Origin of the sequence: Bradyrhizobium lablabi (assembly GCF_900141755.1) — a bacterium.
In the GTDB taxonomy this organism is placed as follows: domain Bacteria; phylum Pseudomonadota; class Alphaproteobacteria; order Rhizobiales; family Xanthobacteraceae; genus Bradyrhizobium; species Bradyrhizobium lablabi_A.
The window spans coordinates 1,330,705-1,354,567 of record NZ_LT670844.1; the positions used below are offsets into that span (position 1 = coordinate 1,330,705).

Sequence of the window (23,863 nt, forward strand, 5' to 3'; positions counted from 1 at the left end):
CCCGATCAGGTCGCCCAGCATCTCGGCTGGTCGGAAAGACGTGTGCGAAGTCTCGCTAAAAGGCTTGGAGCCTGCCGGGTTTTGGGCAATCGTATGGTGTTGCTGCCCGAGGACGTGACGACCATTATGGAGGCGACGAAGCCATGCCCATCAAAATCTATCGGCGTAAAGGAAGTAACGTCTGGCAGTACCGGGGCACGGTTACCGGAAATCGATTACGAGGATCGACTGGCACAGCGAACCGCGAAATCGCGGCGCGAGTTGCGTCCGAGATCGAAAACCGCCACTGGAAACGTCATCTCGATGGGCCAGAAGACACTCTGACATTTCCGAAAGCAGTTGCCCTGTATCTCAAGGCCGGCAAGTCCGAACGGTTTGTGTGGAAGATCGAAGATTATTGGAAGAATGCCAAGGTCAAGGACATGACATCGGGCGCGATCAGACAGAGCGCGATCGATCTTTATCCCAAGGTCAGCGGAGCGACGTGGAATCGCTGCGTCATCGTGCCGACGCAGGCGATCATCAATCATTGCGCTGAGTTGGAATTGTGCCCGCGCATCCGCGTCAAGAGGTTCCCGTTCGATGAAAAGATCAAGCAGCCCGTCACGCTCGAATGGCTCGATGCCTTCTGCGCCCATGCCGACAAACAATTGGCTGCGCTAGCGCTGTTCATGTTCGCGACCGGATGCCGTATCGCCGAGGCCCGGCGCATCGAGTGGGATGATATCGATTTTCAGGCGCGCACCATCCTGATCCGCAAGACCAAGATCAGGCGCCAGCGCTTGCCGAACATGCCGCCGCGCCTCCTGCTGGCGCTCGCCAACATGGACCGCAATTGCAAGCCGTTCGGGGATGCCTACACGACGCTGCGCGACCGCTGGGAACGCGTCAGGGTCGCGGCCAAACTCAAGCGCCTGACCTTCCATTGCAGCCGCCACGGCTTCGCTACCAAGCTCCTGCATGACGGCATCGACGTGGTGACGGTCGCGAAACTCGGCGGCTGGGCATCGGCGCAGCAAGTGCTCAAGACCTACGGCCACGCCAAAGATAACCCAAAGATCACCGATGGGCTTTTTGACGCGCCCCCTGATCTTTCTAAGAAGGTGTCGAATGATTGATACCCTGCATCATGAAATCCGCTTCGTCTACGGCATCAAATCCTTGGACCTTATCAAGGTTGGCGTTGCGATGAATATCGAAAAACGAATGGAAAAAATGCGGCTCGAAAACCCTCATGGGTGCGAGTTGGTATTTTACCGAAGAACGTTCGCCCCCTTTGTCTTTGAAAAGAGGATGCACGAACTCCTAGCCGACAAGGCAGTCGGTCGCGAATGGTTTCGGGTGTCGCTGGCCGATCTCCGTCAAGCCGCGAACAAAGCAAAGGGCGCCTCCATGAAGGCCCATAGGGCATTGGAGCGATGGAAGCGAACCCCGATAGAAATTGGCACGCTAGAGACACACCCGACCTATGACGTTGAGCAAAATCAATAGCTTGCGCTGAAAAGCGCAACCCATATAGGGGAATACGACGCCAAAACCAATGCTATCTGCGATCGCTCGCCGCGGCCGCCGCGTCCGAAATAGGCCGATAACAGCCGATTACCGGACGCGTTGAGCGTTCTATTGCCCGTGGTTCTTCAACACCTGATCGCAGGCCTTGGATATCTTGGGACGATTCTGCTGCAGGCAGGCCAGAACGGTGAAGTCGCCCTGATCGATCACCGGACGGCAGTAGCGCTGAACGTCACGCGAACAGGCGGCCTGTTCCTCCGGCGTGCCGCTGCGTGGCTGATCGGCGACGGCGGCGGAAGAAAGCGATAGCGACAACAAGGTGAGTGCCAGGAAAAATTTGGACATCGTGTTCCTTCTTCTGACGGCTTAGAATTCCAACCCGAAAAGCACATGGCATCACCGGGACAGTCTAGGCAGATTGCAAATGCCGCGGACCGCAGCAGGGAGCCAGTCAGAAACGCTGGTAAATGCGGCCAAATTTGCGGCGCGGGCTTCCTAAGGACAATTTATTGATGCAAATAACCATCTGATATTACAACATTATTTTCTAGATTTAGATTTTCGCGCTTGACTGTTGCAGCTATGCCCCAGCTTTCCAAGCTGGCGCGGAGCCCGAGGGGATATCCGGCATTTCGCTGGGCGAAAAATGCCGTTCGCCTGCGCGGCGCGGTTTGTGTATTTTAGCCTCGCGCCGGTCCGGCGGTGCCGATCTGCGGGCGCAACGCGGGGGGCCGGGGCCGGATTGTCATTTGAACCTAACACTCTGCCACGACACTAAACTTTCGATGCGGCGAGACGTATCTAGCATTAGAACGTCATTTGAATGGGAAAATCCGATATGAAATTGTTTGGTTCCCGCTTGTTTGGACAGGCGATCAAGGTAGCAGGCGTAGGCGCCGCACTTATGTTGTCGGTATCGGCGGGCCATGCCCAGTCCGGCCCGTTTGTCGGTTTTGACGGATCATGGTCCGGCAACGGAACCGTTTCGCTTTCCGACGGAACGACCGAGCGGATTCGATGCAAGGCGGACTACAAGGTTAACGGCACTGGCCTTGGTCTGAAACAAAGCCTGCATTGCGCCAGCGACAGCTACAAGTTCGACCTGAGCAGCGATGTCACGAGCCAGGGCGACCGCATTTCCGGCAACTGGAGCGAAGCCAGCCGCAATATTTTCGGCAATTTGCAGGGCACCGCGGGTGGCGGCCAGATCGACGTGTTCGTCGAAGCTTCCGGCTTTGCCGCCAACCTGACCTTGCGGACCAACGGCAACAAGCAGACCGTGCAGATCAGCTCCAAGGGCGAGATCAGGGGCGTCAGCATCACGATGGTGAAGAGCTAGCGCCCGCAAGCTTCCAGGGGGGCGTGAACTCATAAACCCGCAGGCGTCGCCGGACGTCTGCTTTGGTGCGCACTACGGACTCAAGTCGCACATTGCGCGAGGTCCGAAAAGTGCCATGAGAGCGAATCGGGGGCCGGCAACGCTCGATTCAGGACGAGCCCATGATGCTTCGTCTCGACCCTTCGTACGATCGACGCAGCAGCGCAAACAGGCTGCCGCCCGTCGCGGCGCCCAGCAGGTAGGCGACAGCGACCAGCAGCGCGAGCGGTACGCCCGCATTGGAGCCCAGGAAAGAGATGGTCACTATCTCGAAGTTCTGCAGCGCGAAGATAATCGTCACGGCGGCGAACAGAATGATGACGGCGAGGTAGATCCAGCGCATGGGTGCCTCCTTATCGTCGATCAAGAGACCGCGTGGCGCGCATTCCGCCAACTACACCTCTCAATGAGCGCGGCGCAGGCCGAAGCCGAGGCCGATCCAGGCTGCGCCGGCCATGATGAGATCGATGCCGAGGAACAGGCCGAGGATATAGAGGCTCGAGACCGGCCAGTGCGCCAAAATCAGCAGGCCGAGCAGCAGCGTGATCGCACCGGACAGCAGCACCCAGATCCAGGGCGTTTCCCGTTTCATGCTGAAGGCCAGCATGATGCGCATGATGCCCGAGGCTACCAGCGATGCGCCGAGAATGAGGGTGAGCAGCGCGGCGGCGAGCAGCGGATTCTCGAACGTGACGAAGCCGGCGATGATGTAGAGCGCGCCGAGCAGGACCCAGAGCAGGAATTTGCCCCAGCTCTTGATTTGGAAGGCGCTAAATACCTCGGCGACGCCGGCGATGATCATCATCACGCCGACGACGAGGACGCTCGCGACGGTGGCCATCACAACGCTGCCAAGCGCGATAAACCCGGCGAGCAGATAGACGACGCCGAGTGCGACGATCCAGCCCCACTTGGCGCGTAGCGGCGCCATATCAGAACCGGCTTGATGATTTGTCAGGGTATCTGAAGCATTGGTCATGACGGTCCTCCGATGCGAAAACCTATCCGACGCTCGTCTGCAAGAGACGCAAGATGAGAGAGATCAGGATATCGAACAAGTCACACCAGCCACAATCACTATTTCTTGCCGTTTCGGCTTTTCTGGTTCCGATATGGGTTCCATTGCTGACAATTTTAATGAATGACCGGTCTCCCCGGATCATGCGTTGCAATTGGCACACCGGCCGTTCACGACACGCGCACCGGCTAGACGCCCGGCGATTCATTCGGGAAGACTCGCAGCCTTAGTTTTTTGCGTGAAGGAGGCGTCGCGGTAGCGAGGCAACCGCGTCCGCAGCAGTCGGGTTAGAAGGCAAGCTCGGATGTTTTGCGCTGGCTGTTGACGCGCCACCAGCCGCTCACATCTGCTGGCCCCGCCTACTCCGCCGGCTTCGCGTGCGCTTTGCCGCGAAGCCGCTCTGACAAATTGATCAGGAACATCGCCGTCGGCCGCAGGATGAAGAGATCGGCGATCAGCGCCGCCACCATCGAGAAGGCCGAGAGCCAGCCGAACAGCCGCAGCGACGGCAGGTCGGAAAACACCGTCACCACCAGGCCGCAAGCCAGCACCACCGTGGTCAGGATCAGCGCGGGGCCGACCAGCACGGTCGCGCGCTCGACCGCCAGTTCCGGACTGACGCCGGGCCTGGATTCGAGCCTGAGCCTGTTGAGGAAGTGGATCGTCGCGCTGAGCCCGAGGCCGAACGACACGGTGAGCGCGACGACGCTTGCGAACTGCAATCCCTCCCCGAGCAGCCACAGCACCGTGCCCGACAACACCACCGGGAAAATGCCCGGCAGGATGCAGGAGAACATCACGACCACCGAGCGGAAGGCGAGCCCGATGAAGATCGCGACCAGCGCGAACTCGATCGTCAATCCGCGATTGAGCTTTTCGATCATGTTGGAGCTGTTGCGCGCGGCGATCGCCGAAAGTCCGGTGACGGCGATCTCGTAACCGGGATGCGCCTTGCGCACCGTGTCCAGCGTCTGATCGAGATTTTCGACGACGGGAAGAATTTGACTTGAATCGAGGTCGGGCACCCGCCCCGACACCACCACCGCATCCTGATTGGCGGAAATGAAACGCCGCACCAGATATTCGGGGATCAGGTTGACGTATTCCTTCAACGTCGCGACGTCGGAGCTTCCGGCCTTCTCCGCAAGCCAGCGCCGCAGCGTCTCCAATGACCAGACATTGCCGACACCCGCCTGCTTCTCCACCGTTGCGTGAACGTCGGCAATGGTCTGCAGCGTCTGGGGATCATACAGCGAGGCGCCCTTGGGGAATTCGATCAGCACGTCGATTGCATTGGCGCCGGTCAGCTTGGCGTCGAGACGGCCCGATGCCGCGACCGCCTGCTGCTTGTCCGGCACCTGATCGGCGAGCCGGTAGCGCGGCTCCAGATTGGCGTAGATCACCGCCAGACCGCCGACAAAGATCACCGCGATCAGGCTGAACAGGCCGGGCCGGCTCACCATGCGCACCGCGATCCAGTAGCAAAAATTGCGCAGCATCTGAACGCCGGCGTCGGCGCTCTGGAATTTCACGGCGAAGACTTTTTCGTTGCGGACAAACAGCACCCCGAACACCGGGACCAGCGACAGCACCGCGATCAGCGCGATGATGGTGGCGGCAAGGCCTGCCTCGCCGAATTTGCGGATCAGGTCGGAATTCGAGAACTGCAGCGCAATGAACGATATGCCCGCGGTGCCATGGGTCAGCACGCAGGCCGGCCCGACCACCATCACGGCGTTCTTGAACGCGGTGTATTTATCCTGCCCAGCGATCAGGCGATCGCGCGCCGCGAATGTCAGCTGCATCGAGTCGGAGAAGCTGATCACCATGATCAGCGGCGTCATCACGTTTAAGAACATGTTGAGATTGAAATTGGCCCAGCCGAGACCACCAAGCGCGAGTATGATCGCGATGATCGGCGGGAACGCGGCGACCACCATGAACGATATCTTGCGGAAGAAGATGATCGCGATGATGCAGCCGGCCAGAATGCCGAGGATGTTATAGGTCAGCCCGTCGCGCTTGACCGCATTGCGGATTTCGAGCTGCATGACGGGAACGCCGGATAATTCCGCATTCAAACCGCTGCCCTTGAGATCCTCCGCCATCGCCTTGCGAATCTCGCCGACCACTTTGCCGAGCTTGTTGCTGGCGACGACCTCGGGCTCGAGCGACAGCACGATCAGCGCCAGCGTGCCGTCTTCGGACAACAGCTTGCCGCGGATGATCTCGTTGGTTTTGACGGTCTCGATGAATTTGTCGTAGTCGGCGCCTTGCGGCAGTTCCGAGGGGAACAGCGCCGCCGGCAGCTTGCCCGGCGCCGGCGCCTGGCGCGCCGAGAACAGCGAGATGATCCCGCGCGTGCCCTCGATCAGCTGGATATCGGTGACGAGATCGCGCATCTTTTCGAGGTTTTCGCGCTTGAGCAGCGTTTTGCCCTCGACCACCACCAGCACGTCGAATTCGACCGCCGGGAAGCGCTTGGTCTCCGCCTCGTACTGCTTGTAATCCTTGGAATTGGAGCGGAACAGCTGGCTCAGCGAATCATCGATCTTGATGCGGTCGATGCCGAACAGCGCGCCGATGATAAGCCCGACCAGAATGATGCAGGACAGGACCGGCTTCTGGACTGCAATCAGCCCGAGCCGCTCCAGCCCGAAGGCGATGCTGGCGCCCGGGCGCTGCTCTTCCTTCTCGACATGGACCTCACTGTCGCTGTTCTTTTCGAGCATGCTTTGTCCAGTTCTCACATCGGTCAATTTGTATCGCTAAAGTTCCGGGGCGCGAATGAGACCGAACTCGGCCATGGATGATTGGCGCTAGCCCTTGAAAACATGTGGTAAATTTGCGGCCGGAGGTTTAGCAGGTCTTGACCGCGTCTCGCAAGCGCGCCTCTGACGCAAATCGAGGCGTGGGCTCGCGATAATGGGCCTCAAGTCTTGGAATTGCTGTTGGATTTGTTCTTAGGGTTGTTCTTGAATTTGTCATTTACCTTTTGAATTTGTCGTGAAACGGCGGGCGTACTAACGCCGCTTTCGTCCTTTAATGCGACCCCGGTGACTTCCCGGGCGAGGCCCTCGCGGACCAGCCAGGCTATACGGAAAGCGGCTTCGTCATAGCCAAGCCCAGCGCCGTGGATGTTGGACACGCAATTGCGCTCGGCGTCGGTCAATCCCGGCCGCGGCGCGAAGGTCAGATATGCCCCAAGACTGTCGGAGGCCGACAGGCCCGGCCGCTCGCCGATCAGCATGACCATCATGCGCGCGCCCAACATCGCGCCGATCTCATCACCCAACGCGACCCGCGCGCCCGACGCCACCACGGCGCGACCGATCTCGATGCCGTCGACGGCAAGCTGGGGAATGAGCCTGCGGAGAAGTTGAATCGCGTGCGTATCGACCGCCGTCGGCGACAGGCCATCGCCGACCACGATCGCAAGCCGGCAGGGCGTGCCGCCATGGCTCTCAAGCAAAAGCTGCGAGGCCTGATCGAGGGTCCGGCCGAGATCGGGACGCCTGAGATATTCCGCCCGGTCGCGCGCACGGCTGCGGACAGCGAATGCCTCAAGACCGAGATCGCCAAGGCCTGCGACCACAGCCGATGCATCGAAGGCGGCATGCACGGCGTCGCGGGCGCGGGCATGGTCGAGGGTAAAGTCGAGCAACGCCTTGGTCGGCATGCTGGCGCCGGCCCGCCCAAGGCCAACGCGCGCCGGCGTGAACGCGCCCAGATCCCTCATCGAACGGGACGGCGGCGCTGGCGTTTTCATGTCGCGCTACTCGGCAGGGACCGACGCCTCGCGCAGCCGGAGCGAGTAGTTCGACGCGTTCTGCTGGCCAACGGACGCCGCGCGCGCGAACATGATCAAATGATGGGCGATCAGCGCCGAGGAAATCAGGCCCTCGATGTCGCCTTTCCGCAGCCGCGGCAAGGCAAACCGCCAAAACACCTTCCGGTAGTCGCCGAGCACACCGACCTTCCAGAAAATCTTCGAGAGCATGATCAATCCGCGCTTGATATTGGACCAGCTCTTCTGCGCCGCGCTGACCGGCACCTTCAGCCGGTTGGCGTAGGTGTAATCGCACTGATGCTGGTAACGCGCGTAAAGCCGTGCCGGCTGGTAGGCGATTTCCATGCATTTGCGCCAGGAACTGACGACCTGGTCATAGGGCATCAGGAAATCGACATTCGAATCGCGGGTCTCGTCGTCGTGGATCAGCCGGTTCTCGCGCTCGAGGCGATCCCACAACGGCGTCTTCGGCAGCGCCTGCAGCAGATTGATGGTCAGAAGCGGAATCCGCGACTCCTCGACGAAGGCGAGCAAGGCGTCGCCGGTCTCCGGCTTGTCGGTGTCGAGCCCCATGATGATGCCGGAGACGACCTCCATCCCGTAAGAGTTGATGGTATGCACGCCTTCCAGGATCGGGACCATCATGTTGTGGTCCTTGTGCATTGCCTTCAGCGCATCGGGATCGGGGGTTTCGATGCCGCAGAAGATCGTGACGAAAAACGCCTCGCGCATCTTCTCGAGGATCTCCGGCCGCTTGGCGATATTGAGCGTCGCCTCGCAGGCGAGCCGCATCACATAGCCGGTTTTTTTCTGCCACTCGATCAGGTGCGGCAGCAGGTCGACCGCCGCCTTGCGGTTGCCGATAAAATTATCGTCGACGAAATAGACCGAGCCCATCACCCCGCATTCGAGCAATTTGTCGAGTTCGGCGATGATCTGCTGCGGCGTCTTGAGGCGCGGATTGCGGCCGTAAAGGCCGGGGATATCGCAAAACTCGCACTGATAGGGACAGCCGCTCGAATACTGGATGCTGCCGAGAAAATAGCGTTTGACCTCGGCGAGCTCATAGGCCGGGATCGGAAAGCGGGTCATGTCGAGGCGGTCTTTGGTCTTCAGCACGATCTGCCGGTCGGGGCGGGACGGATCGCGCGCCAGGCGTGCAATCAGGTCGTCGGTGGCGTCGCCGAGTTCGCCGACATGGAGATAGTCGAACGAGGGATAGTAGTCCGGGCAGGCTGAGACCGACGGTCCGCCGATCGCAACCGCAAGCTCGAACGCATGTGCCCGGCGGCAAATATCGTTCATCTGCTGGCGCTGGATGTGCATGCCGCTGACGAAGACCGCCTCCGCCCATTCGAAATCCTCTCTGGTGGCCGGGCGGATGTTTTCATCGACGAAACGGACCGGCCAGTTGTCGGGCAGATAGGCCGCGATCAGCAGCAAACCCTGCGGCGGCATGAAGGCCTGCACGCCGTCGGTCAAAGGATAGGAATACTCGAACGTGCCGAAAGAAGACGTATAGCGCGGAAAGACGCACAGGATGCGCCGTACCGTTTCAATGCCCTCAGCTCTCATCGCCCTTCCTCTATGCGATCCCATTATTTAAGCACGTGCTTGAAAGCTCGGCTACAAATTCCTCAACATTGTGGCAGCGGTTTTACCTTGAGACGGCCTATCTTGTGCTTGGGTTCATGTTTGAGAGGCGCTTTCCGCGATCAACCGCATTGCAAAATCGGGCAGCAGACCCGTGTTTCCGGCAAGGCGGAAGCCGGCATCGGCAAGCCCCACGCGAAACAGCCAATCGTCGAACTCCGGCGCCCGCCTCAGGCCGAACAGGTCGCGAATATAAAGCGCGTCGTGGAATGAGGTGGACTGGTAGTTGAGCATGACGTCGTCGGCGCCGGGCACCCCCATGATGAAGGTCACGCCGGCGGCCGCCAATAGCGTCAACAGATTGTCCATGTCGTCCTGGTCGGCCTCGGCATGGTTGGTGTAGCAGACGTCGACCCCGAGCGGCAGGCCGAGCAGTTTGCCGCAGAAATGATCCTCGAGGCCAGCGCGGATGATCTCCTTGCCGTCGAACAGATATTCCGGGCCGATGAAGCCGACCACGCTGTTGACCAACAGCGGATCGAACGCACGCGCCACCGCGTAGGCGCGCGCTTCGCAGGTCTGCTGGTCGACGCCGTGATGGGCGCCGGCCGACAGCGCCGAGCCCTGCCCGGTCTCGAAATACATCACATTGCTGCCGACAGTCCCGCGCCGCAGCGACAATCCCGCCTGATGGGCTTGTTTGAGAAGCGCCAGATCGACGCCAAAACTCCGGTTGGCGGCTTGCGTGCCCGCGACCGACTGAAACACCAGATCGACCGGGAAGCCCTGATCGATCAATCCCAATGTCGTCGTCACATGGGTGAGCACGCAGGCCTGGGTCGGAATCTGCAATCGCGTGATGATGTCGTCGAGGTGCCGCAGCAGCCCGCCGATGATTTGCGGATCGTCGCTGGCCGGATTGATGCCGATACAGGCGTCGCCGGATCCGAGCAGCAGGCCGTCGAGGATCGAGGCCGTGATGCCCTTCAGATCGTCGAAGGGATGGTTGGGCTGCAGCCGCACGCTCATCCGCCCGCGCAGGCCGATGGTGTTGCGAAACGCCGTCGTCACCTGGCATTTCTTCGCCACCAGGATGAGGTCCTGATTGCGCATCAGTTTTGACACCGCCGCGGCCATTTCCGGTGTAACCGCGTGCGACAATTTTTGCAGCGCCTCAGGGGTCGCTGCATCCGACAGCAGCCAATCGCGGAACGCGCCGACGGTCAGCGACGACACGGCGCCAAAAGCGGACGCGTCGTGGCTGTCGATGATCAGCCTTGTGACCTCATCGTCTTCATAGGGAATGACGGCTTCGCGCAGGAATTGCTTCAAGGGCACATCCGACAGCGCAATCCGCGCCGCGATCATCTCTTCCGCGCTGTCGGCCGCGACGCCAGCCAGGCGGTCGCCGGAACGCGGCGGCGTGGCCTTGGCCAGAAGATCGCGCAGGCTTTCGAAGACGTAGGACGTGGCATCGATCGTGTGGCGATAGACCATCTCGGCTCCGGGCCATCAGCGCTTGATAGCAACGACTTGTAAAGGTTTGCCCGTTTTCACTGGTACAATTATACAATTTTCAAGAAATGCTCCAGTTTAAGTCAAAGGTTTATAATTTATGCACCCGGATTTCGCATGCTTTTTGGGCGGCCGATGGTGACGAACGGCCTCGGAGGAGAGGCCGAGATGGCTGAAGCAACGAAGTCTGATAATCCCGCATCCCCCAACGGTATGATGTCGCGGCTTTCGCTCGCCGGCAAACTGTACGCGGTGTTCGCGCTGTTCGCAGCTCTGACCGCGGCGATCACCGCTCTGTCCGACTATAATTCCCGCCGCAACGCCGAGCTCACCGAAGCCATCGAAACCGCGAGCCGCGCCGCGCTCAATGTCGAGCGCGTCAATTCGCTGGTCTATGCGGTGGTGATGGAATCGCGTGGCGTCTACATGTCGACGGACGCCGCCGCCGTGAAGAAGTTCGGCGAAGGCCTGCTCAAGTTCAACGACCAGATCCTCGCCGTGGTCAAGGATTGGGAATCCATCATCCGCGCCGACGATGCCGAGCAGTTTTCGACCTTCAAGCAGCGCATCCTGCAGTTCGTCGACTTCCGCAAGGAACTGGTCCGCCGCGCCGTCGAAATCAGTCCCGCCGCCGGCCGCGAGTTTGGCGACAACGATGCCAATCGCGCCGTGCGTTCGGCGCTGAACAGGGATCTTGAGGCGCTCTCCAGGGTCTATGACGAGCGCTCCCGGCAGATCGTCCAGCAGACCGCAGCCAACCGCAATATGTCGTTTGTCCTGACCTGTCTCGGCGCCCTGGCGCTGCTCGTGGTCATCATCGGCGTGCTGATCATTTCCCGCTCGGTGGCGCGGCCGCTTTCGCTCATCACCACGACCATCAAGCACGTCGCCGAGGGCGCGGAGAATGTCGAGGTGCCCCATATCAACCGCACTGACGAGATCGGCGCGCTGGCGCGGGCGATCCGGATTTTCCAGGAGGCGATGGAGCGCAATCGCAATCTCAATTCGCAGGTGCTGGAAGAATCCAAGTCGCGCGACCAACGCGCCCGGCATATCGAGACCTCGGTGGAAGAATTCCGCAGTGCGATTGGAAACGTGCTGCGCGCGGTCACCGATAACGCATCGGCGATGCGCGACACCGCGCAGTCGATCACCAAGGTGGCGTCAGACGCCAACGGCCGCGCGGTTGCCGCGACCGGCGCGACCGAGCAGGCCTCCAGCAACGTGTTCGCGGTCGCCGGTGCGGCCGAAGAACTATCGGCATCCGTCGAGGAAATCGGCCGTCAGGTCCGCCAGTCCGCTGATGTCGTCGAGCAGGCGGGCCTTCGCACCGAAAAATCGATCGCCGAAATCGAAAGCCTGGCGGCCGCGACCCAGCGCATCGACGGCGTGCTCAATCTGATCCAGACCATCGCCGAGCAGACCAATCTCCTGGCGCTCAACGCGACCATCGAAGCCGCCCGCGCCGGCGAGGCCGGCCGCGGCTTTGCGGTGGTTGCTCACGAGGTCAAGGCGCTGGCGGAGCAAACCGCGAAGGCGACCTCCGAAATCGGCCAGAACGTCAGCCTGATCCAGGTGTCTACGCGCAACGCGGTCGATGCGGTTCGCGAGATCGGTCATGCCGTGCGCGACATCAACGAGGTCACCTCCAACATCGCCAGCGCCGTCGAGCAACAGGATCTGGCGACCCGCGAGATCTCGGCGAACGCGCAATCCGCAGCCCAGGGCAACGAGACGTTGGTGGCCAACATCACCTCGCTCTCGGATGCCATCGGCGAGACCAACAAGTCCGCGGCATCCGTGCTGTCGACCTCCGGCGATCTGACCTCGACCGCGGAAACGCTGTCGCGCGAGGTCGACAAATTCTTCCACAATCTTCGCGCCGACCCGCTTGAGCACGGTGGTGCAAGGCAGACGGCGGTTGCCGGGTGAGTTTGTCCCGGTGATATGGGGGCACCTCGCTCCCGCACCATCGGTCGTCATACCCCGCGAAAGCGGGGTATCCAGTACGCCGCGGCTTTTCGATTCGATCGCTGACGTCTCTGGAATACTGGATCACCCGCCGGAGCCTGTCATCGGGCGGCGCGTTGCGCCGACCCGGTGGCGGGTGATGACGACCACGGATTCTAACCATCATTGCGAGCCAACGGGTCGGCGCGAAGCGCCGCCCGAGGACAGGCGCCGCGACTTGTCCGCCGTAGCTCGAAGAGCGAAGGCGGAAGCAATCCAGCTTTGGAGTCTGGAGCAAGCAAGGGGATGCCGCCCGATGCCGTAACAGCCACAGTTAACGCGATTCCCAAGGCAGCCGCGCAAAACTTCTCGCCGGTTGAAAGAGCCGCCTGTCAAAGTTTTGGACCGCATTGTCCTCCGGGCTTTGTGTGGACCTGCGGCGGCGGACGTTGCTGGTGTCGTCCCTGCCGATAAACGCGAAGCGACGGGCGGAGGTTTGATGGCCGCCTGATCCACGACCATCCGGTTTGGACATCAAGAGCCGCCTCCGGGCGGCTTTTTTGGCGGCCGCCGCCGATCGCGGGCCTTCTCATTCCACCAGCAGCACATCCACCGCGACGCCGAGCTTCTGCTTGCGCGAGCCGACGATGATGCCGTCGACCGGCGAGACATCGGAAAAATCCCGTCCCATTGCGAGCTCGATGTGGTCGTTCTCGACCACGAGGTCGTTGGTCGGGTCGAGGCCGACCCAGCCGATCCCCTCGCCGCACCACAGCGAGACCCAAGCATGCGTTGCATCCGCGCCCTGCAGGCGCGGCCGGCCCGGCGGCGGAATGGTGCGGAGATAACCGGAGACGTAGGCGGCCGACAGGCCGAGACCACGTAGGCCTGCGATCATCACATGGGCAAAGTCCTGGCAGACGCCGTGGCGTTTTTCGAACACCTCCTTGAGCGGCGTCGAGATCACGGTCGCCTTCGGGTCGTATTTGAATTCCGTGCGGATCCGGTGCATCAAATCGACCGCGCCGGCAAGGACGCCACCGGCCGGCGGAAAGCTCAACGCGGCGTAGTCAGTGACCGGCTCGAGCACCGGCACCAGCGGACTCGCAAAAATGTAGCCGATCGGCGACGACGGCCCGAGACTGGTCGCGGCGAACGCGACGTCGCGGACGTTTTCCCAGGCGGGCCCCTGCGTGGTACGGCCCGGCGCGCGGCGGGACACCGAGACCCGCGAGCGGCTATCGATGCGAAGGTTGCGATGCGCGGTTTCGATCAGGATGCTCTCGGTCAGCGTCCCGAAAAAGTCGCGCCGCTGGGTACGGTCGGCCGGGCGCGGCCGGATCTCGACGCTGTGCGAGATCAATTGCTGTCCGTCGCCACTTTTGGGCTCGAGCCGCAGCGAGCAGCGCGCGAAACTGACCGGACTTTCATATCCGTAAGTCGTGACGTGACGGATGTCGTAGATCACGCGAGGCCCGTCAGCTTCTCAGGACGGCTGGCATTGGGCCCATGCGGAAAATAATGCGATCCGATGGCGTCGGCGAGGTTGAGCAGGTCCTGTTCCAGCGCGAACAGTGTTTTGGTATCGAGGCTCGTTGCTTCCGCCGTCGTCAGCGTCGCCTGCAGGGCCACCGCAAGGCGTTGCGGACGCTCGATCAATCCGCCCTCCTTCAGGGTCGGCAGGCCCGCGATATGGTCGTTCAGCGCTGTGACCTGAAACGCCACCGAGCGCGGGTTATAGGGATCGAGCACCACGAGATCACGCACCGGCGCCAACAGCGGACCGACCAGATAGCGCGAGCGATAGGTGATCTGGCAATCGACCAAGGTCAGGAGGATGTCGAGGTCCTCGTTGCCGGCCTCATCATAAGCGAACTGGCGCGCGAAGCGCGTGGTGTTGATGGCGCGCTCGGCGCGGCGGCCCATCTCGAGAAAGCGCCAGCCGGCGGCGCGGTTCATATTCTCTTGCGCTAGCCCTGCAAAACTCGCCAGTTCCTGCAACGTCAGTTCGGCGGCGCTGACGACGCTTTCGTCGTCTTCAACCTCCTGCGCCAGACGCTCGGCCATCTCGGTGATGACCTGCCAGGCATCCGGCGACAACCGCTCCCGCAACGAGGTCGCGGTTCGCTGCGCCGAGCGCACCAGCGACAGGGCCGAGCCGAATTTGTCCTCGGCCTGCAACGCTTCGGCTGCGACTTTCGCCGCTTGCGTCCGCGACGCCTGCGAGGCCGCCCCCCAGGTCACCAGAAGCCGCTGGATGCGCTCGACCGAATGCAGCGCAGTGGACGCGCCCTTGCCGTGATCACGCTGCATCCCGAGCGCCCGGATCAATCGCAGGGTCGCCTCGGCCCGTTCGAGATAGCGGCCGAGCCAGAACAGATTGTCGGCGGCGCGGCTCGGCACCACGCCGGCGATGCGCTTGATCCGCACGCTGTCGACCGCCGGCAACAAGGTTGCAGTCGAAACCGCCTTGTCCGAGACCACCCAGACATCGGCGGCGCGCGCGCCGTCCCCCATCGACACCGCGCGGGCGTCGAGCTGTTCGGCGATCCGGCAAAAGCCGCCGGGCATGATGGTCCAGCCGCGGGGCGTCGCCGCCGCGAATACCCGCAAGACGAACGGGCGCGGCGTGATCTGGCCATTGTCCCACACCGGCGTCGTCGAAAGCCGCACTAATTCCTGGCCGACATAATCGATGCCGCGATCGTTGATCGCGTTTTTCAGCCGTTCGCGCTCGCTTTCCGGCAACTCGCTGGCAAGCACCGGCCCGTGGCCCGGAAAACCGGGAACGCCGCGGCCGTAAGCGCCCTCGATGGCAACCCTGTCGAGCCGCGACAGCACTTCCTCGCGCGCGGCCTTCTGGCCGCACCACCAGGTCGCGATATGCGGCATTTTCAGTTCCTCGCCGAAGAAACGCCGGCTCAGGCTCGGCAGGAAGCCGAGCAGCGCGCGGGCTTCCATCACGCCCGAGCCCGGCATGTTGGCGACGACGACGCCGTTCTTGCGTAGCACATCGATCAGGCCGGGCACGCCGAGCTGCGAGGTCGCGTTGAGCTCGAGCGGATCGAGAAAGTTGGAATCGACCCGCCGCAGCAGCACGTCGAGCCGCTTCAGGCCCGCTACCGTGCGGATATGGATGCGGTCGCCGCTGACGGCGAGGTCGTCGCCCTCGACCAGGAGAAATCCGAGATAGCGCGCCAGCGTCGCATGTTCGAAATAGGTTTCGGAGAACTGGCCGGGCGTCAAAAGCCCGATCCGCGGCTCGTCGCGGTCGGCGCTGGCGCGCAAGGCATCGCGAAAGGCCTCGAAGAACGGAGCCACGCGCTCGACATTCATCGATTTATAAAGCGCGGCAAAGGCGCGCGACAGCACCAGGCGGTTTTCCAGCGCGTAGCCGGCGCCCGACGGCGCCTGGGTGCGGTCGCCCAGCACCCACCAGCGCCCGTCCGGCCCGCGGCCGACATCGGCGGCATAGAGGTTGAGGTAACGGCCGCCGGGCGGTTTGACACCGCAGACCGCGCGCAGATATTCGGTAGAGCCGGCGATCGCCGCCGCCGGGATCGCACCCTCGGCGACCAACCGGCCCTCGCCGTAGAGGTCGCTTAAGACCAGTTCCAGCAATTGGGCGCGCTGCACGATGCCGGCGGAGAGTTGCTGCCAATCGGCCTCGTCGATCAGAAGCGGCAGATGGCTCAGCGGCCACAATCGGTCGGCGGTGTCGCCGGGCGCGCGATAGGTCACGCCGGCTTCCCGCAAATGCCGGTCGGCGGATCCGAACCTCCGCTCGATATCGCCTGGCGTCAGTGCGGCAAAGGCATCGAAGAACCGGGTCCAGACCGGGCGCGGCGTGCCGTCGGGCGCGATGAATTCGTCGGGAATGCCGGGCAGCCGCGTATACTCGCGCGTCCACTGCGCCACCCGCCGGTTGCCCGGACGGGCTCTCGCGCCTTGACCGCCTCCGTGACCCGATCCCTGACCCGTCCCTTGGCCGGCGTGTCCCGCCATTTCCGCCTCTCCCGCCCAGCCCTCTTCAATGCAGGAGCTGTGTCCTCAAGTCGAGGGTCAAGGGGAATTCAATTGTGCGTTCCTCGCGCGGCGGATCGATGGTGCCGGGGGTGTGGCCATGATCCTGGAACCGCGCCAGCCGCCGCGCCTCGGCCTCATAGGAATTGACCGGTTTTGTCTCGTAGCTGCGGCCGCCGGGATGGGCCACGTGATAGACGCAGCCGCCGAGCGAGCGGCCGTTCCAGGTATCAATGAGATCAAACGTCAATGGCGCATGTACGGGAATGGTCGGGTGCAGGCCCGACGCCGGCTGCCAGGCCTTGAAGCGGACGGCGGCGACCGCTTCGCCGGAGCGGCCGGTTTCAGTCATCGGCATCCGTCGGCCGTTGCAGGTAACGACATGGCGGCCTTCGATGAAGCCGGACGCCTTGACCTGCAGCCGCTCCACCGAGGAATCGACATAGCGGACGGTGCCGCCGCCCGCGTTCTCTTCGCCGAGCACATGCCAGGGCTCCAGCGCCTGACGCACTTCAAGCGCGACGCCGCCATGGTGCACGCGGCCGAACACCGGAAAGCGGAATTCGAGCTGCGCCGCGTACCAATCCGGTGAAAAATCGTAACCGGACTGTCTGAGTTCGGCGAGCACATCCAAAAAGTCTTCCCAGAGGAAATGCGGCAGCATGTAACGATCATGCAGCGTGGTGCCCCAGCGCACGAATTTTCCTTGTTGCGGCTCGCGCCAGAGCTTTGCAATCAAGGCCCGCACCAGCAATTGCTGGGCGAGCGACATCCGCGGGTCCGGTGGCATTTCGAGCGCGCGGAATTCGACCAGCCCGAGCCGGCCGGTGGTGCCGTCGGGCGAATAGAGCTTGTCGATGCAGATTTCGGCGCGGTGGGTATTGCCGGTGATATCCACCAGGATGTGCCGGAACAGCCGATCGACCAGCCACAGCGGGGCTTTGATCCCGGGCGGAGGCACATGGCCGAGCGCGATTTCCAGTTCGTAGAGGCCATCGTGGCGGGCCTCGTCGATGCGCGGCGCCTGGCTGGTCGGACCGATGAACATGCCCGAGAACAGATAGGACAGCGACGGATGCCGCTGCCAATACAAGACAAGGCTCTTCAGCAAATCAGGGCGGCGCAGGAACGGCGAATCCTGCGGGGTAGAGCCGCCAACCACCACATGATTGCCGCCCCCGGTGCCGGTGTGCCGGCCATCGACCAGGTATTTGTTGGCGCCTAACCGGACCTGGGCCGCGTCTTCATAGAGACCAAAGGTGATATCGACCGCCTCGCGCCAGCTTGTCGCGGGCTGGATATTGACCTCGATCACGCCGGGGTCGGGCGTCACTTTTATCACCTCGACGCGCGGGTCGAAGGGCGGCGGATAGCCCTCGACATGGACCTGCATCTGCATTTCCTCGGCGGTCGCCTCCACCGCCGTGACCAATTCCAGGTAATCCTCCAGTTTCTCCACCGGCGGCATGAACGCGCACAAAATGCCATCGCGGATCTCGATCGACATCGCGGTGCGCACGCCGCCGCTCTTGAGATTTTGCTCCTGCACCGCCTGATGCGGCGCGGCCTCGGTCTGCGCTGTGGCGTCATACACCGGCAATTCTTCGCGCGGCTCCAGCGGGTCCTGCTCGACGGTGTAGGGATATTCCTCCGCCGGTATGTGCGGCAGTGAGGCGATCGGCAACCGCAAGCCGAGCGGGGAATCGCCGGGGGTGAGGAACAGATTGCCGCGGCGAAGCTTCCAGCGCTCGCTCTTCCAGCGGCCGGCATCCGCATTCCAGCGCTGGATCGGCAGCACGAAGCCTTTGGGCACGTCGAGCCCCTGCTCGAACACCCGCGCCATCCGCGAACGCTCTTCCGGATCGGACAGTTTGGAATCGCTGGGGTCGACGTTCGGCGGCAGCGCGGCTTCCTTCTGCAGCCAATGGCCCGGGTCTTCGAACGCCGGCATGATGAACTCGGCATCGACGCCGAGTTTTTTGGCGGCGCCTTCGGCGAAGCGCTCGGCGTCTTCGATTTCCGCTTTGCGCGGGTTCTCGATCTTGGCGATCAGATCGGAATTCTTCCAGATCGGTACGCCGTCCTTGCGCCAATAGAGGCCGAACGCCCAGCGCGGCAGGCTTTCGCCGGGGTACCATTTGCCTTGCCCGTAATGTAAGAGGCCGCCAGGCGCGAAGCGCGTCCGCAATTTGCGAATGAGATCATCGGCCAGCGCCCGCTTGGTCGGTCCGACCGCGGCGATGTTCCATTCCGGCGATTCCAGGTCGTCGACAGAGACAAAGGTCGGCTCGCCGCCCATCGTCAGCCGCACGTCGCCGGCTTTCAAATCGGCATCGACTTGCTCGCCCAATCTGTCGAGGCGCGCCCAAGAGTCGTCGGAGAACGGTTTTGTGATCCGCGGCGCCTCGCGGATCCGCTTGACGCTCATCTCGAAGCCGAATTCGACATTGGCAAAGCCGACCGCGCCGGAGATCGGCGCCGCCGTGCGATAATGCGGCGTGGCGGCGACGGGAATGTGCCCCTCCCCGGTCAGCATGCCCGAAGTGACGTCGAACCCGATCCACCCCGCGCCCGGAAGATAAACCTCGGCCCAGGCGTGCAGATCGGTAAAATCGTTCTCGACCTCGCGCGGCCCTTCGAGCGGATCGATGTCCGGGCGCAGCTGGATCAGGTAGCCCGAGACGAAGCGCGCGGCGAGCCCGAGATGGCGCAGCGTCTGGATCAACAGCCACGCCGAGTCGCGGCATGAGCCCGCGCCCGAGCCAAGCGTCTCTTCCGGGGTCTGGATACCCGGCTCCATGCGGATGATGTAGCGGATTTTCTTTTGCAGCTCCGCGTTGAGCTCGACCAGGAAATTGACGGTGTTCGGCGCCTCGCGCGGAATCTCCGCCAGATATTTTGCAAACAGCGGTCCGGGCTCGATGGTCGCCAGATAAGGCGCGAGTTCGGTCTTGAGATCGCCGGTGTAAGCGAACGGAAAACTGTCGGCATAGGGCTCGACGAAGAAATCGAACGGATTGATCACCGTCATCTGCGCGGTGAAATCGACCTCGATCTTCAGCTCATGGGCCTTTTCGGGAAACACATAGCGCGCCAGCCAGTTGCCCTGCGGGTCCTGCTGCCAATTTACAAAATGGTTGGAGGGCGTGACCTTGAGCGAATAGCTCAGGATCGGCGTGCGCGTGTGCGGCGCCGGGCGCAGGCGAATGGTTTGCGGGCCGAGGTCGATCGCACGGTCATATTTGTAGTGCGTAACGTGATGTAGTGCGACGAAGATCGACACAGGCTGATAACTCCAGCAGCTTTTTTAAGCAGAACACTGGTTCCGGCAGGGATCAAGCACTAACAACGGGCAGCGGTTGCCTATGGGGGTGGCGTAAGTGAGGGCGAATAGCGAATAGGGAGTGGCGAATAGGGAATAAGTTCCATTCGCCACTCCCTATTCGCTATTCGCTCACTTACATCGTAGCCCCAAGCACCCAGGGCGCGAATTCGGCGCCGCCGAAATCAAAACTCTCGCTCTTGGTCGGCTGGCCGGAGGCGGTCTTTAGCATGAGGTCAAAGATGCGCTGGCCGCATTGCTGCACGGTTTCCTCGCCGTCGAGGATGGTGCCGCAATTGACGTCCATGTCGTCTTCCATGCGCCGGTACATTGCCGAGTTGGTGGCGAGCTTGATCGAGGGAGCGGGCTTGCAGCCGAACACGCTGCCGCGCCCCGTGGTGAAGCAGACGAGGTTGGCGCCGCCGGCGACCTGGCCTGTCGCCGCGACCGGGTCGTAGCCCGGCGTGTCCATGAAAACAAAACCCTTTTTGGTGACGGCTTCGGCGTAGTTGACGACATCGACGAGATTGGTGCTGCCGGCTTTCGCCATGGCGCCGAGCGATTTTTCCAGGATCGTGGTGAGGCCGCCGGCCTTGTTGCCGGGGCTCGGATTGGCGTTCATCTCGGCGCCTTCGCGCGCGGTATATTCTTCCCACCAGCGCATCAGCGCGACGAGTTTTTCGCCGACTTCGCGGCTGACCGCGCGGCGGGTCAAGAGATGCTCGGCGCCATAGGTTTCGGGTGTTTCCGACAGGATCACGGTACCGCCGTGGCGCACCAGTAGGTCGCTCGCCGCACCTAGCGCGGGATTGGCGGAAACACCGGAATAGCCGTCGGAGCCGCCGCATTGCAAGGCGACCGTTAGCTCGCTTGCAGACACAGGCTCGCGTTTCACTTTATTCGCGTCGGTCAGCGCCTCGCGTACGAAGGCGACGCCGGCTTCCACCGTCTTCCGGGTGCCGCCGATTTCCTGGATTTCCATTTCGCGCAGCCGGCCGGCGAGCTTTTGCTCTTTCATCAATCCGCCGATCTGGTTGACCTCGCAGCCCAGCCCCAGCACCACCACTGCGGAAAAATTGACATGCCGCGCGTAGCCGCCGAGCGTCCGCCGCAACAGCGCCAGCGGCTCGTCCTGCGTCATGCCGCAGCCGGTCTTGTGGGTGAGCGCAACCACGCCGTCGACATTGGGGAAATCGGCGAGTGGATTGTCGTGCGTAAACGGATTCTTCTTGAAGACATCGGCGACCATGCCGGCGACATGCGCGCTGCAATTCACCGAAGTGAGGATGCCGATATAGTTGCGGGTCGCGACGCGCCCGTCGGAGCGGCGGATGCCGTTAAAGGTCGCGGGCAAGTCAAAATTCGGCGTCGGGGTCACGTCGACGCCAAACGCGTAGTCTTTGGCAAAGTCGCCCATGCCGCAGTTTTGCGTATGCACATGCTGGCCCGGCGCGATCGGAGCGGTCGCAAAACCGATGATCTGGCCATAGCGGCGGATCGGCTCGCCTGTCGCAATCGGGCGGATCGCAACCTTGTGGCCCGCCGGAATCCGCTCGACCGTGGTCACGCCATCGGCCACGACCATGCCGGCCGGCAGGCTCGAGCGCGCGATCAGCACGCCGTCGTCGGGGTGCAGGCGGATGACGGGAGCTGGGGCCATGGGGGTGTCTCCTGTTTCTTCTTACCTCTCCCCGTTCTTTTACGGGGAGAGGTCGGACTGCGAAGCAGTCCGGGTGAGAGGCGAGGCACACTGTCAAACGCTACCACCGGATCCGGGGAGAGAGGCCCCTCACCCCAACCCTCTCCCCGCGAAGAGCGGGGCGAGGGAGAAGTAAGTTACGCCTTGCCGCCGGAGTCTTTCCGCGTCTGCGCGACCTGCATCTTGGCGTAGGTCATCATCAATCCGCTTTCGTTCGACAGCGTCACGAGCTTGAAGCCCATGTTGATCGCGCGCACCGCGCCGTCGGCGCCGCCGCAATGAATGCCGGGATTGAGGCCGCGCTTGCCGCATTCCCTCACGATCTTCTCGTAGATCTTGAGGATTTCCGGCTCGTCGCGATCGAGTTTTGGTACCAGCCCATAGGAGAAGCCGAGATCGGAGGGGCCGATATAGACGCCGTTGATGCCTTCGACATCGAGGATCGATTCCATGTTCTCGATCGCGGTCTTGGTCTCCATCATCGGCAGCAGCACGATCTCTTCATTGGCGGTCTTCTGATAGGTGCCGGCCGAACCATACATGCCGGAACGGATCGGGCCGTTCGAGCGCGTGCCGCGCGGCGGATATTTGCAATAGGAGACGAGGTTTTCCGCTTCCTGCGGAGTGTTGATCATCGGGCAGATCACGCCATAGGCGCCGGCGTCCAAAACCTTGCCGATGATGCCGGGCTCGTTCCAGGGCACGCGGACCATCGGCGTCACCGGATGGCCGTGCATCGCCTGAAAACATTGCACCATCGACTGATAATCCTGCACGCCGTGCTGCATGTCGACGGTGACGCTGTCGAACCCGCATTGCGCGATCACCTCGGCGGAAAAACCGGATGGGATCGCCAGCCAGGCGTTCACCACCGCCTTGCCCGACGCCCAGACTTCCTTGACCTTGTTTGCCACTTTTTATTCCTTCCCTGTTTTGTCCAAACGCACCGTCATTGCGACGGCGCAAATCACTGCACGGCCCTCTGGATGCTTACCTCGCTCACGCCGACCTCGCGGGCGGTGTTCACTATCGCCGCCCAGGTATCGTCAGGCAAGGGCACACCGTTTTTGGTGCGCTCAGCGCGCATTCTCCGCTCGGGATCGCCGGGGATCAGCACGCGATCGACGCCGGCGACCGGCTTGGTCGCCCGGATGAAGTCAGTATAACGCGAGATTTCGCCGTCGAAGAAATTGGAGGTGTCGACAACCTTCGGGTCGATGTAGATCGCGAGCATGCCGTTGGCAAAACGCCGGTCCGGCGCGGTGGCGCCGGTGCCGGTCAAGGCGCCGCCGAGCAACTCGCAGATGAAGGCGAGGCCCGAGCCCTTGTGCTCGCCGAAGGCGCGGATCGCGCCAGTTCCCTTGGTGTGGTCGCGCGGTCCTTCCGCGCTGTGGGGCCCGTACAGCACCGCCGGGTCTTCGCTCAGCGTACCGTCGGCATCGATCAGCGCCCCCTTCGGCAATTTCTTGCCGCCGCGGCTTGCGACCAAGACCTTGCCTTCGGCGACGATCGATGTGGCAAAATCGAGCACGATCGGGTCCTGCCCCTGGCGCGGAATGCCGACGCAATAGGGCGCGGTCGACAGCCGCTTCTCGACACCGCCGTATGGCGCGACCAGCAGCGAGCCCGCGGCATTGACAAAATGCACCGATACCAGTCCTTCGGCGGCCGCCATCTCGGCCCAGTCGCCAACCCGGCCGATATGCCCGGCGTTGCGCAGCGCGATCGCGGCGAGGCCCGCCTTCTTGCACTTCTCGATGCCGATCCGCACCGCCTGCGGCGTCACGGTCTGGCCGTAGCCGAACTTGCCGTCGACCACCGCGAGCGAGGGAGTATCCACGACGACCTCGGCAATCTGGTCGGGAACGACCGAACCCATCTTCTTCCATCGGATATAGACGGGAACCCGGATCACGCCGTGGCTGTCATGTCCGGTGAGGTTTGCCGTTGTCAGATAGGTTGCGATGCGTTTTGCCTCTTCGGGCGAAGAGTCGGCGTGTGCAAAAACGTCCGCCACGAAGTCGATAAGATTTTGAAGTTTTATGGTGACCATCGTCCGTCTT

General features: G+C 62.4%; 17 protein-coding genes. 4 read left to right on the forward strand and 13 right to left on the reverse strand.

What is annotated here, in order from left to right; genetic code table 11:
- Positions 1–143: 143 nt before the first annotated feature.
- Together B5526_RS06420 and B5526_RS06425 are read left to right on the forward strand one after the other, a co-directional pair.
- Positions 144–1,118 (forward strand): tyrosine-type recombinase/integrase, encoded by a 975-nt coding sequence (locus tag B5526_RS06420; protein WP_079537461.1) that lies wholly within the window; start codon positions 144–146, stop codon positions 1,116–1,118.
- Positions 1,111–1,491 carry a GIY-YIG nuclease family protein gene (locus B5526_RS06425; protein ID WP_172841985.1) on the forward strand — a complete coding sequence of 127 codons (381 nt, stop codon included), beginning with the start codon at positions 1,111–1,113 and terminating at the stop codon, positions 1,489–1,491. The genes B5526_RS06420 and B5526_RS06425 overlap by 8 nt, the downstream gene beginning before the upstream one ends.
- A 129-nt stretch (positions 1,492–1,620) precedes the next feature.
- On the opposite strand, the gene B5526_RS06430 is transcribed toward B5526_RS06425, so the two are convergent.
- Positions 1,621–1,857, reverse strand: a complete 237-nt coding sequence (locus B5526_RS06430) for a hypothetical protein (protein ID WP_079537463.1) — start codon at positions 1,855–1,857, stop codon at positions 1,621–1,623.
- A 493-nt stretch (positions 1,858–2,350) separates the two neighbouring features.
- Here B5526_RS06430 and B5526_RS06435 point away from each other — a divergent pair, with 493 nt between their 5' ends.
- Entirely contained in the window at positions 2,351–2,851 is a 501-nt protein-coding gene (locus B5526_RS06435) for a hypothetical protein (protein WP_079544736.1), read from the forward strand.
- Between the two features lie 148 nt (positions 2,852–2,999).
- Here B5526_RS06435 and B5526_RS06440 read toward each other — a convergent pair whose 3' ends face one another.
- The 6 genes from B5526_RS06440 to B5526_RS06465 all read right to left on the reverse strand — a co-directional run bounded on the left by B5526_RS06440 (position 3,000) and on the right by B5526_RS06465 (position 10,788).
- Complete coding sequence (locus B5526_RS06440; protein ID WP_079544737.1) at positions 3,000–3,233, reverse strand: LapA family protein; 234 nt, start codon at positions 3,231–3,233, stop codon at positions 3,000–3,002.
- Positions 3,234–3,293: 60 nt separating this feature from the next.
- A complete protein-coding gene (locus B5526_RS06445; RefSeq protein ID WP_079537464.1) occupies positions 3,294–3,869 on the reverse strand; it encodes an HdeD family acid-resistance protein in 576 nt (191 codons plus the stop codon).
- Between the two features lie 398 nt (positions 3,870–4,267).
- Positions 4,268–6,640, reverse strand: a complete 2,373-nt coding sequence (locus tag B5526_RS06450; RefSeq protein ID WP_079537465.1) for an efflux RND transporter permease subunit — start codon at positions 6,638–6,640, stop codon at positions 4,268–4,270.
- 200 nt (positions 6,641–6,840) lie between these two features.
- Positions 6,841–7,677: an ethanolamine ammonia-lyase subunit EutC gene (gene eutC / locus B5526_RS06455; RefSeq protein WP_079537466.1), complete on the reverse strand. Its 837-nt coding sequence runs from the start codon at positions 7,675–7,677 to the stop codon at positions 6,841–6,843.
- A 6-nt stretch (positions 7,678–7,683) separates the two neighbouring features.
- The gene (locus B5526_RS06460; RefSeq protein ID WP_079537467.1) at positions 7,684–9,273 is read right to left on the reverse strand and encodes a B12-binding domain-containing radical SAM protein; all 1,590 of its coding nucleotides are present in this window, start codon (positions 9,271–9,273) and stop codon (positions 7,684–7,686) included.
- A 114-nt stretch (positions 9,274–9,387) separates the two neighbouring features.
- The gene (locus B5526_RS06465) at positions 9,388–10,788 is read right to left on the reverse strand and encodes an ethanolamine ammonia-lyase subunit EutB (RefSeq protein ID WP_079537468.1); all 1,401 of its coding nucleotides are present in this window, start codon (positions 10,786–10,788) and stop codon (positions 9,388–9,390) included.
- A 186-nt stretch (positions 10,789–10,974) separates the two neighbouring features.
- Between B5526_RS06465 and B5526_RS06470 the strand changes: the two genes are divergently transcribed.
- A complete protein-coding gene (locus B5526_RS06470) occupies positions 10,975–12,738 on the forward strand; it encodes a methyl-accepting chemotaxis protein (protein ID WP_244562208.1) in 1,764 nt (587 codons plus the stop codon).
- A 607-nt stretch (positions 12,739–13,345) separates the two neighbouring features.
- Here the strand turns inward: B5526_RS06470 and B5526_RS06475 are convergent.
- The 6 genes from B5526_RS06475 to B5526_RS06500 all read right to left on the reverse strand — a co-directional run bounded on the left by B5526_RS06475 (position 13,346) and on the right by B5526_RS06500 (position 23,853).
- The gene (locus B5526_RS06475; RefSeq protein ID WP_079537469.1) at positions 13,346–14,224 is read right to left on the reverse strand and encodes a transglutaminase family protein; all 879 of its coding nucleotides are present in this window, start codon (positions 14,222–14,224) and stop codon (positions 13,346–13,348) included.
- Positions 14,221–16,761 (reverse strand): circularly permuted type 2 ATP-grasp protein, encoded by a 2,541-nt coding sequence (locus B5526_RS06480; RefSeq protein WP_079537470.1) that lies wholly within the window; start codon positions 16,759–16,761, stop codon positions 14,221–14,223. Before B5526_RS06480 ends, B5526_RS06475 begins: the two co-directional genes overlap by 4 nt.
- 25 nt (positions 16,762–16,786) lie before the next feature.
- Positions 16,787–20,062, reverse strand: a complete 3,276-nt coding sequence (locus B5526_RS06485; protein WP_079537471.1) for a DUF2126 domain-containing protein — start codon at positions 20,060–20,062, stop codon at positions 16,787–16,789.
- A 175-nt stretch (positions 20,063–20,237) separates the two neighbouring features.
- Complete coding sequence (locus B5526_RS06490) at positions 20,238–21,761, reverse strand: UxaA family hydrolase (RefSeq protein ID WP_079537472.1); 1,524 nt, start codon at positions 21,759–21,761, stop codon at positions 20,238–20,240.
- Positions 21,762–21,937: 176 nt separating this feature from the next.
- Positions 21,938–22,714, reverse strand: a complete 777-nt coding sequence (locus B5526_RS06495; RefSeq protein ID WP_079537473.1) for an HpcH/HpaI aldolase family protein — start codon at positions 22,712–22,714, stop codon at positions 21,938–21,940.
- A 53-nt stretch (positions 22,715–22,767) separates the two neighbouring features.
- On the reverse strand, positions 22,768–23,853 hold the full coding sequence (locus B5526_RS06500) for a malate/lactate/ureidoglycolate dehydrogenase (RefSeq protein WP_079537474.1): 1,086 nt from the start codon (positions 23,851–23,853) through the stop codon (positions 22,768–22,770).
- Positions 23,854–23,863 lie beyond the last annotated feature (10 nt).

Coding starts and splice junctions, on each gene's coding strand:
- B5526_RS06420 (WP_079537461.1), top strand. CDS start 144: ATGCCCATCAAAATCTATCGGCGTAAAGGAAGTAACGTCTGGCAGTAC.
- B5526_RS06425 (WP_172841985.1), top strand. CDS start 1,111: ATGATTGATACCCTGCATCATGAAATCCGCTTCGTCTACGGCATCAAA.
- B5526_RS06430 (WP_079537463.1), bottom strand. CDS start 1,857: ATGTCCAAATTTTTCCTGGCACTCACCTTGTTGTCGCTATCGCTTTCT.
- B5526_RS06435 (WP_079544736.1), top strand. CDS start 2,351: ATGAAATTGTTTGGTTCCCGCTTGTTTGGACAGGCGATCAAGGTAGCA.
- B5526_RS06440 (WP_079544737.1), bottom strand. CDS start 3,233: ATGCGCTGGATCTACCTCGCCGTCATCATTCTGTTCGCCGCCGTGACG.
- B5526_RS06445 (WP_079537464.1), bottom strand. CDS start 3,869: ATGACCAATGCTTCAGATACCCTGACAAATCATCAAGCCGGTTCTGAT.
- B5526_RS06450 (WP_079537465.1), bottom strand. CDS start 6,640: ATGCTCGAAAAGAACAGCGACAGTGAGGTCCATGTCGAGAAGGAAGAG.
- eutC (WP_079537466.1), bottom strand. CDS start 7,677: ATGAAAACGCCAGCGCCGCCGTCCCGTTCGATGAGGGATCTGGGCGCG.
- B5526_RS06460 (WP_079537467.1), bottom strand. CDS start 9,273: ATGAGAGCTGAGGGCATTGAAACGGTACGGCGCATCCTGTGCGTCTTT.
- B5526_RS06465 (WP_079537468.1), bottom strand. CDS start 10,788: ATGGTCTATCGCCACACGATCGATGCCACGTCCTACGTCTTCGAAAGC.
- B5526_RS06470 (WP_244562208.1), top strand. CDS start 10,975: ATGGCTGAAGCAACGAAGTCTGATAATCCCGCATCCCCCAACGGTATG.
- B5526_RS06480 (WP_079537470.1), bottom strand. CDS start 16,761: ATGGCGGGACACGCCGGCCAAGGGACGGGTCAGGGATCGGGTCACGGA.
- B5526_RS06490 (WP_079537472.1), bottom strand. CDS start 21,761: ATGGCCCCAGCTCCCGTCATCCGCCTGCACCCCGACGACGGCGTGCTG.
- B5526_RS06500 (WP_079537474.1), bottom strand. CDS start 23,853: ATGGTCACCATAAAACTTCAAAATCTTATCGACTTCGTGGCGGACGTT.